This window comes from Streptomyces sp. NPDC005496 (genome assembly GCF_042872045.1).
Classification (GTDB): Bacteria; Actinomycetota; Actinomycetes; order Streptomycetales; family Streptomycetaceae; genus Streptomyces.
In genome coordinates, this window is sequence record NZ_JBIAJQ010000009.1 from 119,740 (window position 1) to 134,395 (window position 14,656).

13 protein-coding genes are annotated in these 14,656 nt (G+C 72.8%); 1 reads left to right on the forward strand and 12 read right to left on the reverse strand.

The window, feature by feature from the left end; all coding sequences use genetic code 11:
• Positions 1 to 15: 15 nt before the first annotated feature.
• The 12 genes from ACFYQQ_RS26885 to ACFYQQ_RS26940 all read right to left on the reverse strand — a co-directional run bounded on the left by ACFYQQ_RS26885 (position 16) and on the right by ACFYQQ_RS26940 (position 13,533).
• Positions 16 to 822, reverse strand: coding sequence for a rhamnogalacturonan acetylesterase (locus tag ACFYQQ_RS26885; protein ID WP_388905367.1), 807 nt, complete (start codon positions 820 to 822; stop codon positions 16 to 18).
• A gap of 108 nt (positions 823 to 930) precedes the next feature.
• Positions 931 to 2,283: a sugar ABC transporter substrate-binding protein gene (locus ACFYQQ_RS26890; protein WP_355795105.1), complete on the reverse strand. Its 1,353-nt coding sequence runs from the start codon at positions 2,281 to 2,283 to the stop codon at positions 931 to 933.
• 267 nt (positions 2,284 to 2,550) lie between these two features.
• Positions 2,551 to 4,119, reverse strand: coding sequence for a glycoside hydrolase 43 family protein (locus ACFYQQ_RS26895; protein WP_355788116.1), 1,569 nt, complete (start codon positions 4,117 to 4,119; stop codon positions 2,551 to 2,553).
• The gene (locus ACFYQQ_RS26900) at positions 4,116 to 4,958 is read right to left on the reverse strand and encodes a PmoA family protein (RefSeq protein WP_355788118.1); all 843 of its coding nucleotides are present in this window, start codon (positions 4,956 to 4,958) and stop codon (positions 4,116 to 4,118) included. Before ACFYQQ_RS26900 ends, ACFYQQ_RS26895 begins: the two co-directional genes overlap by 4 nt.
• Positions 4,955 to 6,148: a Gfo/Idh/MocA family oxidoreductase gene (locus ACFYQQ_RS26905; protein WP_355788121.1), complete on the reverse strand. Its 1,194-nt coding sequence runs from the start codon at positions 6,146 to 6,148 to the stop codon at positions 4,955 to 4,957. The genes ACFYQQ_RS26900 and ACFYQQ_RS26905 overlap by 4 nt, the downstream gene beginning before the upstream one ends.
• Positions 6,145 to 7,047 carry a carbohydrate ABC transporter permease gene (locus tag ACFYQQ_RS26910; protein WP_388905370.1) on the reverse strand — a complete coding sequence of 301 codons (903 nt, stop codon included), beginning with the start codon at positions 7,045 to 7,047 and terminating at the stop codon, positions 6,145 to 6,147. Before ACFYQQ_RS26910 ends, ACFYQQ_RS26905 begins: the two co-directional genes overlap by 4 nt.
• Positions 7,044 to 7,979 (reverse strand): sugar ABC transporter permease, encoded by a 936-nt coding sequence (locus tag ACFYQQ_RS26915; RefSeq protein ID WP_355788123.1) that lies wholly within the window; start codon positions 7,977 to 7,979, stop codon positions 7,044 to 7,046. The genes ACFYQQ_RS26910 and ACFYQQ_RS26915 overlap by 4 nt, the downstream gene beginning before the upstream one ends.
• Before the next feature lie 227 nt (positions 7,980 to 8,206).
• Positions 8,207 to 9,946, reverse strand: a complete 1,740-nt coding sequence (gene araD, locus ACFYQQ_RS26920; RefSeq protein WP_388905372.1) for an L-arabinonate dehydratase — start codon at positions 9,944 to 9,946, stop codon at positions 8,207 to 8,209.
• Positions 9,934 to 10,842, reverse strand: coding sequence for a dihydrodipicolinate synthase family protein (locus ACFYQQ_RS26925; protein ID WP_355790169.1), 909 nt, complete (start codon positions 10,840 to 10,842; stop codon positions 9,934 to 9,936). The genes araD and ACFYQQ_RS26925 overlap by 13 nt, the downstream gene beginning before the upstream one ends.
• Complete coding sequence (locus tag ACFYQQ_RS26930; RefSeq protein ID WP_355790167.1) at positions 10,839 to 11,495, reverse strand: GntR family transcriptional regulator; 657 nt, start codon at positions 11,493 to 11,495, stop codon at positions 10,839 to 10,841. Before ACFYQQ_RS26930 ends, ACFYQQ_RS26925 begins: the two co-directional genes overlap by 4 nt.
• A 145-nt stretch (positions 11,496 to 11,640) precedes the next feature.
• The gene (locus ACFYQQ_RS26935; RefSeq protein WP_355790165.1) at positions 11,641 to 12,426 is read right to left on the reverse strand and encodes an MBL fold metallo-hydrolase; all 786 of its coding nucleotides are present in this window, start codon (positions 12,424 to 12,426) and stop codon (positions 11,641 to 11,643) included.
• A gap of 519 nt (positions 12,427 to 12,945) precedes the next feature.
• Positions 12,946 to 13,533: a TIGR03086 family metal-binding protein gene (locus ACFYQQ_RS26940; protein WP_356173440.1), complete on the reverse strand. Its 588-nt coding sequence runs from the start codon at positions 13,531 to 13,533 to the stop codon at positions 12,946 to 12,948.
• 107 nt (positions 13,534 to 13,640) lie between these two features.
• On the opposite strand from ACFYQQ_RS26940, the gene ACFYQQ_RS26945 reads away from it, so the two are divergent.
• Complete coding sequence (locus tag ACFYQQ_RS26945) at positions 13,641 to 14,621, forward strand: NAD(P)-dependent alcohol dehydrogenase (protein ID WP_356173437.1); 981 nt, start codon at positions 13,641 to 13,643, stop codon at positions 14,619 to 14,621.
• Positions 14,622 to 14,656: the final 35 nt, after the last annotated feature.

Below are 14,656 nucleotides of genomic sequence, written 5' to 3' on the forward strand. Positions count from 1 at the left end.
GCGGCTCTCTTTCCGTCAGGCGGTGGGCCAGGTGATCCAGGACTCGGGAACGTCGCCGTCGAGCCGGCGCACGTCCCGCGGTGCGACGGCCCGGCGGCGCAGCAGCTCGCCCGCGACGAGGCGGGCCACGGCGATCGCGCCGGGCGGGTTGAAGTGGGTGTTGTCCTGCTCCGTCGCGGTCCAGTTGAAGTACCTCTTGGTCTCCTCCGGGCCGAGCCGCTGCCACAGGGCGAGCGACAGGGCCTGGACGTCCAGCAGGGCGACGCCCTCCTCCTCGGCGAGCGCCCGCATCGCCGCCGGGTAGTCGCCGTGGGTCGGCAGGGCGGTGCCGTCCGCGTCGAACCTCCTGCGCTCGACGGAGGTGGCGAGCACCGGCCGCGCATCCCGGGCCCGCGCCCCGTCGACGTACAGCCGCAGCTGGTCCTGGTAGGTGGTCCAGGGCTCGGTGTAGCGGGTGGGGTCGGCGGTCTTCTCGTCGTTGTGACCGAACTGGACGAGGAGGAGGTCGCCCGGCCGGATCGCCGCGAGGACGGCGTCGAGGCGCCCCTCGTCGACGAAGCTCTTCGAACTGCGCCCGTTCACGGCGTGGTTGGCGACCGCGAGGTCCCGGTGCAGGAAGAACGGCAGCGCCATGCCCCAGCCGGTCTCCGGCGCGGCGTCGGCGTACTTCTGGGCGGCGGTGGAGTCACCTGCGATGAAGAGGGTGCGCCCCCGCCGGGGCCCCTGCGGCGAGTGGCCGGCGGACGCGGGGGCCGCCGCCGCGGCGGTGAGCGGAACGGCGGCGAGGGCCGCCGCGGTGACCTGTCTGCGGGTGAGGGACACGTCGGGGTGCCTCGCTTTCGGCGCGCTGCGGGGGAGTTCGGGGGGCGGGGCCGGCGGCGGCGCCCTCGGACGGACCGCCGCCGGCCCCCGCGCTCGGGGGCGGAGCCGCTACTTCTGCTGCTGCTTCCACTCCGCCTGGGCCTCGTCGAGCTGGTCGGCCAGGGTGTGCAGGAAGTCCTCGGCCGACATCTTGCCGAGCAGGACCTTCTGGAAGTTCGGCTCGTTGTCGGTCTTGGAGATGGTGTTCCAGTCCGGCAGGTAGTACGGCAGCTGCACGATCTTCGTGCTGCCGCTGTTCAGTGCCTCGGCCGCGAGCTTGGTCGGCTCGGCCTTCTGGATCCACGCGTCCCCGGCCGCCTCCGTGTTGGACGGGATGGCGCCCGCCGACTCGTTCCACTTGCTGTTGGCCTCGTGGGAGGCGGCGAACTCGATGAACCGCCAGGCGGCCGACTTGTTCTTGCTGGACTTGAACAGGGCGAGCCCGTCGACGGGGTTGGACACCTGGACCCGGGTGCCGTCGTCCGTGGTCGGGTTCGGCAGGCCGCGGAACTTGTCGTCACCGAGCGCCTTCACGTGGTCCTGGTAGGAGCCCAGGTTGTGGCTCAGCATGCCGATCCTGCCGCTGTCCCACTGCGAGACCATCTTGGTGAAGTCGTTGTTGACGTCGGCGGACGGGGTGGCCTTCTTGTAGAGCGCGGCGTACTTCTCCAGCGCGGCCACGTTCTTCGGGTCGTCGACCGTGGTCTTGTCGCCGTCCCAGAACTCGGTGATCCCGGTCTGGCCGTACATCGCGTCCAGGGCCTGCGCGATGGAACCGGCGCCGCCGCGGATCGTGTAGCCGAACTCGTTCTTGCCCTTGTCCGTGAGCTTGGCGGCGGCCTCGTAGAACTTGGACCAGGTGGTCGGCGCCTCCAGACCCGCCGCCTTGAACAGGTCGGTGCGGTAGTACAGCACGCCGTTGCTCGCGGAGGTCGGGACGGTGAACAGCTTGTCCTGGCCGCCGGCGACCTTCACCGAGTCGAGCATGCCCTCGTTCAGCTTGCCGTCGAGCGGGCTCTCGGCGAGGCGCGAGTCCAGGGGTTCGAGGGCGTTCTGCGCAGCGATCCCGGCGAGCATCGCGGCACCGACACCGCCGACGTCCGGCAGGCCGCCGCCCTGGATGGCCGTGTCGTACTTGGACTGGACGCTCTCGGCGGGGATCCCGACGTAGTTGACCTCGATGTCGGGGTACTTCTTCTCGAAGTCCTTGATGATCTCCATCCAGACGTCACGGCGGACGGCCGTGTTGTTGTCCCAGAAGGTGATCTCGCCCTTGCCCGATCCCTCGTCGCCCTTGTCCCCGCCGGCACCGCTGCCGTCGTCTCCGCAGGCGGTGGCGGTGAGCGCGAGGACGGCGCTCAGGGCGACGGCCGTGGCCGCGCGGTACCCGCCTCGGCTGTTTCTCCGGATGCTGCTCTTCATGGTCGGCTCTCTTCTTCTGCTGGATCCAACGGGGTGGTGGGTGCTGCGAGTGCTGCCCCGGACCGAGCGGCCCGCGAGTCCCGTCGGGGGCTCGGGGTCCAGGGGCCGGGCGGGGGGCTCAGTGGCGGGCACGGGGTGCCCGGGCTCCGTCGTCCGCCGGGCCGGCGGCGGCCGTGGGGGCGCCCGGTCCCGGTCTCGGTAAGCGCTTGCTCGATGGGTGTGACATGGCGGCTCCCGACAGGCGTACGACGGAGGTGGAGTCGACCCTCAGGGGGTCGCGGTGACGCGGAAGTGCGTGAACGTGGCAGCGCCGGCGTGTCCGGTGCCGTCGGGCGCGAGCGCGAAGAGGCCGAGCAGGGCGCCGACCCAGCGCCAGGGCGTGGCCGCGAACACCGGGCCGGACGGCAGCGGGCCGTCCCCGAGATCGCAGGAGAAACGGCAGCGCGCTCCCGCGCCGATGTCGATCCGCAGCCGCGCCCGTCCTTTGGGGGCGGGCCGCGGGTGCGCGGCGTCCCGCTCCCGCTCGGTCACGGGCTCGGCGAAGCGGTGCACGAGCCGCACCGCCCCGTCGCTCCCCCGTTCGAGGCCGATCCAGCTGTAGGCGTCGCCGAGGACGGCGAGTCCCGCGCGGGCGCCCGGTTCCTCGCCCGTCAGGGCGAGTTCGACCTCGACGGTGGCGGCGATCCCGGGCAGCCGCTGCGTGAGTACGTTCGGCAGCAGCCGCAGATCGTGCGCGTCCGCCGTCCGTACACAGGTCAGCCGCAGTCCGTCGGCGGAGTGCTGGGTGGCCCAGCCGTCCTGGGGGTTGGCGGTCCACTGCCACTGCCGGCCGAACCGCCCGCCGGGGAAGTCGTCGTCGGTGCCCGGCGCGTGCGGAGGCTGACGCGGCAGGTCCGGCTTGCGGTGTACGGCGACGGGGGTGCCCGCGTCACCGAGCACCGGCCAGCCCGCCTCGGCCCCCGCGTCCGCGTCGGAACCGCCGCTGTCCGCCCACCGCATCGGCTGGAGGTGGACGACCCGCCCGTACGGGCCGCGGGACTGGAAGTGCAGGAACCAGTCCTCGCCGGACGCGGTGCGCACCCAGGCGCCCTGGTGCGGGCCGTTGACCTGCGTGTCCCCCTGCTCCAGCACGATCCGTTCCTCGTAGGGCCCGAAGAAGCCCCGGGAGCGGAAGACGCCCTGCCAGCCGGTCTCGACTCCCCCGGCGGGCGCGAAGATCCAGAACCAGCCGTCGTGCCGGTACAGCTTGGGCCCTTCGAGGGTGAACCAGCCGGGGATCCGGTCGGCGTCGACGATCACCTTGCCCTCGTCGAGCAGTCCGGTGCCGTCGGGCCGCATCCGGTGCCCGGTGAGCCGGTTCTTGACGCCGGAGCGCGATTTGGCCCAGGCGTGCACGAGATAGGCCTCGCCGCTCTCCTCGTCCCACAGCGGGCAGGCGTCGATGAGCCCCTTGCCCTCCTTGACCAGGTGCGGCCGGGTCCAAGGTCCGCGGATCTCGGGCGCGTTGACCTGGAAGACGCCGTGGTCGGGGTCGCCCCAGAAGATCCAGAACCGCTCGTCGTGACGGCGCAGGGAGGGCGCCCAGACGCCGCGGTCGTGCCGGGGCCTCGCGAACTCCTCGGCGGGTTCCAGGCGTTCGAGGGCGTGGCCGACCAGGGTCCAGTTGACCAGGTCCCGGGAGTGCAGCAGCGGCAGGCCGGGGGCGCGGCCGAAGCTGGAGGCGGTCAGGTAGAAGTCGTCGCCCACGCGGAGGACGTCGGGGTCGGACCAGTCGGCGTCGAGGACGGGGTTGCGGTAGGTCCCGTCCCCGAGGTCCGCGCTGAAGTCCCTGGTCACGGGCTCACCGCCTTGCGCACGAGGGCCGCTGCCGCGTCCCGGTCCAGGCAGCCGTCGGCGACCACGGTGACGATCCGCCGGACGGCCGTCTCCCCGGCGGCGAGCGGCAGCCGCTCGTCGTGGGCGAGGGAGGAGCCGACGCCCGGGTACTCGGCGGTGCGGACGAACCACGGGTCGCGGCGCGTGTCCTCGGTGGCGCCGGCGAAGACGAGCGTCCAGGAACTGCCCACCAGGGCCAGCCAGTCGGCGCGCGAGCCGTGGACCCGGTCCTCGCCCTCGGTGCCGGCTGTGAACACCCGCGGCGCCCCGGCCTCCTTGCGGGCCCGCCAGAAGAAGCCGCCGTAGGCCGCGCCGGGCCGCCCGTTGGTGGCGGGGCTGCCGATGGACAGCGTCCGCCCGGTCGTGTTGGTGAGCGAGAACGTGAAGTCCAGCGCCCAGGCGGTGTCGGTGAGTCCGGTGGCGGCGACCGTACGGCGTTCGTGCAGCAGCTCGCGGCTCGCGGCGATCCAGCGCAGTTCCTCCACGAAGCCGTCGGGATCGCGCAGTTGGAAGCCGCCGTGCCGCTGGGCGCCGTGGTTGTCCAGCTCGGTCGGTCCCCGGTCGCGGACGTAGGTGCGTCCGCCCCAGAAGTTGTGCCCCTCGACGTCGGGAACGGCGACACCGACGCCGAGGTGGTGGGTGTGGTCGGCGGGGCTCAGCTCGGTGACGGCCGTGCCCGCCAGGGTGGTGACCGGGTGGAGGTAGGGGCGGGGCGAGAGCCGGGGCGGCAGCTCGGGCCGGGTGACGTAACGGCCGACCGGGCGGCCGGCGACGCGCAGGACGAGCGAATCGTTGTTCATCGGCTGCTCACCTCGTTCGACAGCGCCCAGGGGGCGCCGAGTTCGGAGTAGAGGGCGAGGGTGTCGGCGGCGGCCGCGACCAGTCCGTCGATGCCGCGCACGACCCGGCGGTTCTCCCCGGGGACCGTCTCCCAGAAGTCCTCGGGCAGCGCGACCGGGTCCGGGGCCCGGCGGACCGCTTCGACGACCTTCATGAACGCGCCGGTCGACTCGGGGGTGACCAGCAGGTCGGTGCCGTCCGTCAGATGGGCGACCAGGTTCTCCAGCAGGTCCGTGCGGCCGTACTGGATCTCCTCGGGTCCGCGTCCCGACCGCTGCACGAGCACGCGGTCCTGCTTGTACCAGAAGGTGACGCGTCCGCTGCCGCCGTGCACCAGCACGTACGGCTCGTCCGGGTGTTCGGCGCACAGGGTGACGGCCACGGTGATCCGGCCGCCGTCCCGGGTGGTGACGCGGACGCAGGAGGTGTCGTCGGACTCGATGTCGTTGGCGCGCAGCAGCTCCGTCTCGATCCCGGCGACGTCCTCGGCGCGTGTGCCGCCGTCGAGTGCGAGCGCGGTGGCGACGGCGTGGGCGAGCGGGTTCGTCAGCGCGCCGTCGACCACGTCGGCGCCGTCCATCCGGCGCCTGCCCGCCCACGGTGCCCGCCGGTAGTAGTCCTCGTCCCGGGCCCAGGCGCCGGCCGCGCCGATCCCGGCCACCGGGCCGAGCGCGCCCGAGGCGATCAGCTCGCGGATGGCGGGCACGGCGTGCGAGCCCAGCGACTGGAAGCCGATCTGGCAGGCGACACCGGCCGCGGCGATGCCCTCGGCCATCCTGCGGAACTCGGCGTAGGACGGCGCGGGCGGCTTCTCCAGGAGCAGGTGCACGCCCCGTGCGGCGGCCGTCAGCGCGAGGTCGGCGTGGGTGGGGATGGGGGTGCAGATCACCGCGACGCTCGCGCCGGTGGCGTCGAGGAGGGCGCCGAAGTCGGCCGACTGCGCGGGGAGTTGGCCCGGACCGGTGAAGCCGTCCAGTTCCTCGCCGGTGAGCGGCGTCAGCTCGCAGACGCCCGCCAGCCGGACGAGGCTCTTGTCCTGGAGCCGGCGGATGTTGGCCAGGTGCCAGCGGCCGTGGCCGCGGGCACCCGCGAGGACGACGGGCAGCGGCGCGGTGCCGGTGGGCGTGCGCGGTGGCAGCGGGCGGCTCATCCCTTCACCGCCCCCGCGCTGAAGCCGGTGATCAGCCACCTCTGGATGAAGGCGAAGACGATGACCACGGGTACGGCCGCGATGATGCCGCCCGCGGCGAGCGCGCCCAGGTCCACGCTGTCCGAGCTCATCAGGGTGTTGAGGCCGACGGGGAGGGTCTGCTTGTCCTGGTTGCTGAGGAACATCAGGGCGAACAGGAAGTGGTTCCAGGCGTGCACGAAGGCGAAGGAGCCGACGGCGATCAACCCCGGCCGCAGCAGCGGGAGTACGACGATCCGGAAGGCGCGGAAGCGGTTGCAGCCGTCGACCCAGGCGGCCTCTTCCAGGGAGTACGGCACGTTCCTGATGAAGCCGCTGATGAGGATCATCGACAGCGGCAGCTGGAAGACCGTCTCGGCGATGACGACGCTGCCGATCGAGTTGATCAACTGGAGCTTGGCGAAGATCTGGAACAGCGGCACGAGCAGCAGGGCGCCCGGCACGAACTGCGAGCAGAGCAGCGCCAGCATGAAGGCGCGCTTGACCTTGAAGTCGAAGCGGGCGAGCGCGTAACCGCCGGCCAGCGCGACGACCGTCGTCATCACCAGGGTGGTCACAGCGATCAGGACGCTGTTCTGGAAGTAGACCCCGAAGCTGCGCTCGGTCCACACCTTGTCGAAGTGCTCGAAGGTGACGGGCCACGGCAGGAGCGAGGTCGAGCCGGCGGGCCGGAGCGCGAAGAGCAGGATCCAGTAGAAGGGGACGAGGGTGAAGACCAGGTAGACGGAGAGCGGGAGGTAGATGTGCCAGCGGGGGACCTCGTCCCAGGCGCGGCGGGTACGGCGTGGGCGCGGCCGGGGCTGCTCGGCGACCGGCGCGGGCACCACCGGGACGAGGGTCTCGGCGTCCTTGGTGATCACTTGTCTCCGCCTCCGAACTTGCTCAGTCGCAGATAGACGATCGAGCAGAACAGCAGAATCACGAACGCGACCGTGGTGAGGGCGGACGCGTAGCCGAAGTTGTGGGCGTCGACGCTGGTGTTGGCGATGTAGAGCGGGAGGGTGGTCGTCTCGCCCGCGGGTCCGCCGCCGGTCAGGGTGTAGAGGAGGTCGACGTTGTTGAACTCCCACACGGCGCGCAGCAGCGTGGACAGGACGATGGCGTCCTTGATGTGGGGCAGCGTGATGTGCAGGAACTGCTTGAAGCGGCTGGCCCCGTCGACCTCGGCGGCCTCGTACAGGTCCTTGGAGACGGACTGGAGGTCGGCGAGGATGAGGATCGCGAAGAAGGGGACTCCGCGCCACAGGTCGGCGACGACGGCGGCCGGGAAGACGGTGGCCGTGTCCGACAGCCAGCTGGTGCCGTACTCGCCGATCCCCACGTCGGCCAGGTAACGGGTGATGCCGGTCTGGGAGTTGTAGAGCAGCACCCAGATCGCGGAGGTCAGGACGCCGGAGACGGCCCACGGCGAGAACACCAGCGCCCGGCCGATCGCCCGCCCCACGAAGGTCTGGTTGACGATCAGGGCGAGCGCGAGGCCGAAGAGCAGTTGCAGTCCCACCTCGACGACGACCCACTGGGCGCTGAAGGTCAGCGTGTCCCAGAACTGCGGGTCCTCGGTGAAGGCGTGCGCGAAGTTGTCGAGGCCCGCGTAGCCGTTGCGCCAGGGTTTGGTGGGGTTGTAGTGCTGCAGGCTGTAGTAGAAGACGCTGATCACCGGGTAGGCGATGAAGCCCAGCATGAGCAGGCCGGCGGGTGCGATCAGCAGGTACGGGAGTCTGCGCGGCGTCGACGAGCCACGGCGCCGCCGGGGTGGCGCGGGCTGTTTCGCCACGGCTGCGGCTTGTGCCATGACTGTTCTCCGTTCGTGGTGTGCGGGTCGAGCCGTTCTCGGGGTGCGCGCGTCGACCCGCTCGCGCCGGTCTGCGAGCCGGGCGGGTCACGCCGGTGCGGTCGGGCCGGTCGCGCGGTGCGCGCCGGTGCGGTCGAGCCGGTGGTGCTGTGCGCTTCTGAGCGGTTCCGTCGAAGCGCTTCACGTACGGTGTTCGTGTGCTCGGCCGTGGGGGCGCGGCCGTGGAGTCAGCCCGCGTACGGGTCCGGCACCTTCCCCGGCCTGGCCAGGAAGGCGAAGTCGCAGCCGGTGTCGGCCTGCGTGATCTGTTCGGCGTAGAGCGCGCCGTAGCCTCGCTCGTACCGCTCGGGCGGCGGCGTCCACCGCGCCCGGCGCCGCTCCAGCTCGGCGTCGTCGACGTCGAGTCGCAGCGACCGCGCCGCGACGTCGAGGGTGATGCTGTCGCCGGTGCGCACCAGGGCGAGCGGCCCGCCGACGTAGGACTCCGGTGCCACGTGCAGGACGCAGGCGCCGTAACTCGTGCCGCTCATGCGGGCGTCCGAGATCCGCACCATGTCCCGCACCCCCTGCTTGAGCAGCCGGTCGGGGATCGGCAGCATGCCGTACTCCGGCATGCCGGGGCCGCCCTTGGGGCCGGCGTTGCGCAGCACCAGCACGCTGTCGGCGGTGATGCCCAGGTCCGGGTCGTCGATGGTGCGCTGCATGGTGCGGTAGTCGTCGAAGACGACGGCGGGACCGGTGTGCCGCAGCAGGCGCGGTTCGGCGGTGATGTGCTTGATGACGGCCCCGTCGGGACAGAGGTTGCCGCGCAGCACGGCGACTCCGCCCTCGTCCGCGACCGGGTTGTCCCGCGGGCGGATGACGTCGTCGTCGTGCACCCGGGCGCCGGCGAGCTGCTCGCGCATCGTGTCGTGCGAGACGGTGGGCCGGTCCAGGTGCAGCAGGTCCGGGATCCGGGACAGGAACCCGGGCAGGCCGCCGGCGAAGTGGAAGTCCTCCATCAGGTACGTCCGTCCGCCGGGCCGGACGTTGGCGAGCACCGGGACCGTGCGGGCGATGCGGTCGAAGTCGTCCAGGGTGAGGCGCACGCCCGCGCGGCCGGCCATCGCGATCAGGTGGATCACCGCGTTGGTGGAGCCGCCGAGCCCGAGGACGGTGGTGACCGCGTCGGTGAAGGCGTCCTCGGTGAGGATGTGGCTCAACCTGCGGTCCTTGTGCACCAGTTCGACGATGCGAAGGCCCGCCGCGGCGGCCATCCGGTCGTGCCCGGAGTCGACGGCCGGGATGCTGGAGGCGCCCGGGACGGTGACGCCGAGGGCCTCGGCGGCGGCGGTGAGCGTGGACGCCGTGCCCATCGTCATGCAGTGGCCCGGGGAGCGGGCGAGTCCGCTCTCCAGCTCGGACATCTCGCAGTCGCCGATCAGGCCGGCGCGCTTGTCGTCCCAGTACTTCCACATGTCGGTGCCGGAGCCGAGGACCTCGTTGCGCCAGTGGCCGGGCAGCATGGGCCCGGCGGGCACGAAAACGGCCGGCAGGTCGACGGAGGCCGCGCCCATCAGCAGGGCGGGCGTGGACTTGTCGCAGCCGCCCATCAGCACCGCGCCGTCCACGGGGTAGGACCGGAGCAGCTCCTCGGTCTCCATCGCGAGCAGGTTGCGGTAGAGCATGGGGGTCGGCTTCTGGAAGGTCTCGCTCAGGGTGGAGACCGGGAACTCCAGCGGGAAGCCGCCGGCCTGCCACACCCCCCGCTTCACGGCCTGTGCGCGGTCCCGCAGGTGCACGTGGCAGGGGTTGATGTCCGACCAGGTGTTCAGGATCGCGATGACCGGCTTGCCCAGGTGCTCCTCGGGGAGGTAGCCGAGCTGGCGGGTGCGGGCGCGGTGGCTGAAGGAGCGCAGACCCGAGGAGACGCCGCTGCCGTACCACTGGTGGCTTCTGAGGTCTTCGGGGCGCTTCACTGCGACCACCCCGCGGCTATCGCGGCGACTTCCGCCCGCTCGGGCTCCGGCAGCGGCTTGCTCGGGGCCCGTACGTCGCGACGGCACAGACCGAGCGAGGCGAGCGCCTCCTTGACCACGGTCACGTTGTTCGCGGAGCCGTCGGCGGCGCGCAGCTCCTCGAACCGGCGGATCTGCTCCCACACCTTCATGGCCGCCGGATAGTCCCCGGATCGAAGCGCTTCGATCATGTTCAGCGAGACGGACGGGGCGACGTTCACCAGCCCCGAGGTGAAGCCGGTGGCGCCCGCGGAGAAGTACGAGGGGGCGTACGGCTCGGCGAGTCCGGCCACCCACACGAACCGTTCCAGGCCGGCGTCGCGGGCGAAGGCGGCGAAGCGCGCCGCGTCCGGGACCGCGTACTTCACGCCGATGACGTTCGGGCAGGCGTCGGCGAGTTCGGCGAGCCGCGCGCCCGGGAGCAGCGCGTTGCGCAGGTACGGGACGACGCCCAGCTCGGGCACGGCCTCCGCGATGGCCCGGTGGTAGTCGACCCAGCCCCCGTCGGACACGTACGGGTGCACGGGCTGGTGGACCATCACCATCTGCGCGCCCAGTTCGCGGGCGTGCCGGGCGGAGGCGACGGCGGTCGGCACGTCGTGGCCGACGCCGACCAGGGTCACGGCGCGGTCCCCCGCCTCCTCGACGGTCAGCTCCGTGACGAGCTGCCGCTCCTCGGGGGTCAGCGCGTAGAACTCGCCGGTGTTGCCGTTCGGGGTGAGGGTGCGCACACCGCCGTCGAGCAGTCGGCGCAGCAGGGCCCGGTGGGTGTCGCGGTCGACCGTGCCGTCCTCGGCGAAGGGGGTCACCGGGATCGCCACGACCTCGGCGAGCGCGGCCCGCTGGGTCTCGTACGCCGCCGTCATCCCTGACCGTCCTCTCCCCGGGCCTCGGGGAAGGCCCGCTGCACGAACGACGCGATGTGCGCGTGGAGGGCGCTCGCCGCGCCGTCCGCGTCGCCGTCGAGGGCCAGCCGCAGGATCTCCCGGTGCTCGTTCGCCTCGCGTTCCCAGGACGGGTCGGCCGCCCAGGCGACGGCGGAGACCAGGGCGGCCTGGTCACGGACCTCGTCCAGCATCCGGCCGAGCAGCGGGTTGCCGCAGGAGACGTACAGGGCGCGGTGGAACTCCCGGTTGGCCAGGGAGCGTTCGGCGGTGTCGGAGGCGTCGTCGGAACGGCCGAGGGCATCGCGCGCCGCGTCCAGGGAGGCTCCGCGGCGCACCGCCCGCCGCAGTGCCTCGGGTTCGAGGAGCAGCCGTACGTCGTACACCTCGCGCGCCATGTCCGCGTCCACCATGCGCACCGTGACGCCCTTGTACTGGTTCATCACGACGAGCCCGGTCCCGGCCAGGGTCTTGAGCGCCTCGCGCACGGGGGTCTTGGACACCCCGAACTGCGCGGCGAGTTCGGTTTCGACCAGGGCCTGACCCGGGGTCAACTGCCCGGTCAGGATGCGGTGTTTGATCCCCTCCAGCACGTACTGCGTGCGGGACGGGATCGGTGTGGGCACAGAGGTCATGCGCGCCTCTCGGATCTCACGTGCGGATCGCGTACATCTGATCTCGCGTATCGCGTCTCATATATGACGTACGAAGTACGACGCGTTGAAGCTAGAAGCGCGCTCGTGTTTCGTCAACGCTTCCGGCAAAAGAAGTCCGGACGACTTACCGGCGGGGTCCCCCGGCGCCGCGGACGGTCCGGACGTCGCCCTCGCGTGCGGTGACGGTACGGCCGCCGAACACGGCGGCGGCCCGCGCGGTCGCCGACTCCCGGGTGAGCGTGGGTCCGACATGGGTCACGAGCAGCTCGCCGACGCCCGCCCTGCGGGCCGCCTCGCCCGCTTCCTCCGGCGTGAGATGGACCCGCGTTCGCTCTTCGCCGCCGGGATGCCGGTCGACGTCGGCCTCGCAGAGGAACACGTCGGCGCCGTCCGCGAGCCGGGTGAGCGCGGCACAGGGGCCGGTGTCCCCGGAGTACGCGAGGACGGCGCCCGCGCACTCGGCGCGCAGCCCGTACGCCTCGGTGTCGTGCACGACAGCGCGGCTGGTCAGCCGCAGCCCGCCGAAGCGTGCCTCGGCACCGTCCCGGAGCGGCCTGAGGTCGAGGATTCCGTCCAGGAACCCCGCGTCGGGCCGCCCGAAGAAACCGGCGAGCCGCTGTCCGCACGCCTCGGGCGCGAGGACGGGGACGGGCCGCGACGGGGTGAGCCCGCCGTAGGCGAACCCGTAGACGGCCGACAGCAGGTCGGCGCTGTGGTCCGCGTGCAGATGCGAGATCCAGATCGCGCTCAGCCGTGCCGGATCCGTGTACCTCTGCAACTCCGCGAAGCTGCCGGGCCCGGCGTCGACCCACACCTCGGCGCCGCCGCCGCTCAGCAGATACCCGGAGCAGGGACGGCCGGGCCCCGGGTGCGGGGAGGCGGTGCCGAGGACGGTGAGGGTGATCGCCACGGGAGCGAGCCTACGAAACCCCGCCCCGAGGGGCACCCCCCACCCACACTTCGCCGGCGACGCCCCCGTACCGGCACCCGGGCCGCCCAGGTGCGGGCACGCCAACTGGCGTCTGCGTGAGGGAGCTTGGCCACCCGGGGCCGGAGACCCGCGAGGGCGACACGGGTACCCCGGACCAGCCAGGAAGCGGTCAGGGCAGGGCCTCGCCCACGCGGGGCAGGCTCTCACCCTCGTGACGCCCGGGCGGGCGGCCACATCCCCCTGGACGGGGAGCAGTTGGCACGCGGGGGCGCCACAGGTCCGGGCGTGCGGCCGACCGGCGCCTGCCGCACCGACCGCGCGAGGCGCACCCGGTCGGCCTGCCCACCCCGCCGACCTGGCGTCCCCCGGCCTGCCCAGCGGCGTACCGACCTCGCGGGACGGAATCCGGTCCCCCCGACCGCACCGCCGGCCCCGCGCCCCCGGGTGTCGCCGTGGAGGGGCGGTCTCCGGGCCGGGCGGAGGTCGGGGGCGGGTGTCCTACGGGGTCCAGTGGGGGTCGCGGCCGCTCAGGCCGATCGCCCGGGTCAGGAGGGGCGCGTCGTCCGGCACGGGCACGACGGGGCCGAAGATGCCGTCCCCGCCGGCCGGTTCCGCCGCCGAGGCGGCGAGGAATCCGTGCGCCACCAGGAGCGCGTCCGCGTCGGGCTCGTACTCCTGGCCGGTGGCGCGGGCCAGGTCCCAGCCGTGCACGACGAGTTCGTCGGCCGCGACCGCGGCGGCGACCGCGCCCGGCAGCGCCACCCCGCCCGCCCGGGTCTCACCGGTGAAGGCGGCCGGGTCGCGCCACGCCTCGGCGAACTCGTCCAGGGCCTTCGCCAGGTCCTCGCGCCAGCCGGGCCCGATGTCGGGCAGGCCGGTGTCCGGGGGAGTGTCCGTCGTCGGCCCGAGATCCTTGCGCGCGGCGTCCCGGAAGGCGATGGCGAGCCCGGTCAGATGGCCGAGCAGATTGCGCACCGCGTACGCGGGGCACGGGGTCACGCCGTCGAGCTGCTCCTCGCGCACCCGCTCGGCGAGCCCGGCCACGATCCGGGCCTGCGGTCCGAGGTCGAGCATGGTGTCGGTCATCCGAAACTCCTCCGTAGGCGTCTCCACTCCTGAGGTAGACCGGCGGCGGCCGCGAAAGTCATCGCCGCCGGGGTGCTCCGTGCACCGGCCCGCGAGAGGGGATCCCCATGAAAGCGATCGTTCAGGATGTCTACGGCCCCGTCGACGTCCTGGAACTGCGGGACATCGACCGTCCCGTACCCGGGGACGACGAGGTGCTCGTCCGGGTCCGCGCCGCCGGAGTCGACCCGAGCGTGTGGCACCTCATGACCGGCCGCCCCTACGTCGCCCGCATCGCCCTCGGCCTCCGCAGACCCAGGAACCCGGTCCGCGGCTGGGACGGCGCCGGCACCGTGGAGGCCGTCGGGGCGAAGGTGACCGGCCTGAAGCCGGGCGACGAGGTCTTCGGCACCTGCGAGGGCGCCTTCGCCGAGTACACGTGCGCCAAGGCCGGCCGGCTCGTCCCCAAGCCGGCGAACCTCACCTTCGAGCAGGCCGCCGCCCTCCCCGTCTCCGGCCAGACCGCCCTCCAGGCCCTGCGCGGCACGGCCCGCCCCCGGCCGGGGCAGAAGGTCCTCGTCATCGGCGCCTCGGGGGGCGTGGGGAGCTTCGCCGTGCAGCTCGCGGTGATGTACGGCGCGGAGGTGACCGGCGTGTGCGGCCCCGGCGGCGCGGACCTCGTCCGCTCGCTGGGCGCCACCAGGGTCGTCGACTACACCCGCGAGGACGTCACCGAGGGCCCGGTCCGCTACGACGTGATCCTCGACGTGGCGGGCAACCGCCCGCTGCCGCGCCTGCGCCGCGTCCTCGCCCCGCGCGGCACCCTCGTCATCGCCGGCGGCGAGGGCGGCGGCCCGTGGCTGGGCGGCCTGGACCGCCAGCTGCGCGCCGTCCTGCTGTCGCCGTTCGTGCGCCAGAACCTCCGCAACCTGATGTCCGTGTCCCGCCGCGAGGACCTGCTGACGCTGCGGAGCCTCGCCGAGAGCGGCGAGATCGTCCCGGCCGTCGACCGCACCTACCCCCTGTCCGAGGCCGCCGACGCCGTCCGCCATCTGACGGACGGCCACCCCCGGGGCAAGCTGGTGGTCACCGTCCCGCAGGCCGCGTAGGGCAGTTGCCCGATCCCGGCGAGGGGGCCTTAGCC

Coding starts and splice junctions, on each gene's coding strand:
- ACFYQQ_RS26890 (WP_355795105.1), bottom strand. CDS start 2,283: ATGAAGAGCAGCATCCGGAGAAACAGCCGAGGCGGGTACCGCGCGGCC.
- ACFYQQ_RS26900 (WP_355788118.1), bottom strand. CDS start 4,958: ATGAACAACGATTCGCTCGTCCTGCGCGTCGCCGGCCGCCCGGTCGGC.
- ACFYQQ_RS26905 (WP_355788121.1), bottom strand. CDS start 6,148: ATGAGCCGCCCGCTGCCACCGCGCACGCCCACCGGCACCGCGCCGCTG.
- ACFYQQ_RS26915 (WP_355788123.1), bottom strand. CDS start 7,979: ATGGCACAAGCCGCAGCCGTGGCGAAACAGCCCGCGCCACCCCGGCGG.
- ACFYQQ_RS26925 (WP_355790169.1), bottom strand. CDS start 10,842: ATGACGGCGGCGTACGAGACCCAGCGGGCCGCGCTCGCCGAGGTCGTG.
- ACFYQQ_RS26930 (WP_355790167.1), bottom strand. CDS start 11,495: ATGACCTCTGTGCCCACACCGATCCCGTCCCGCACGCAGTACGTGCTG.
- ACFYQQ_RS26940 (WP_356173440.1), bottom strand. CDS start 13,533: ATGACCGACACCATGCTCGACCTCGGACCGCAGGCCCGGATCGTGGCC.
- ACFYQQ_RS26945 (WP_356173437.1), top strand. CDS start 13,641: ATGAAAGCGATCGTTCAGGATGTCTACGGCCCCGTCGACGTCCTGGAA.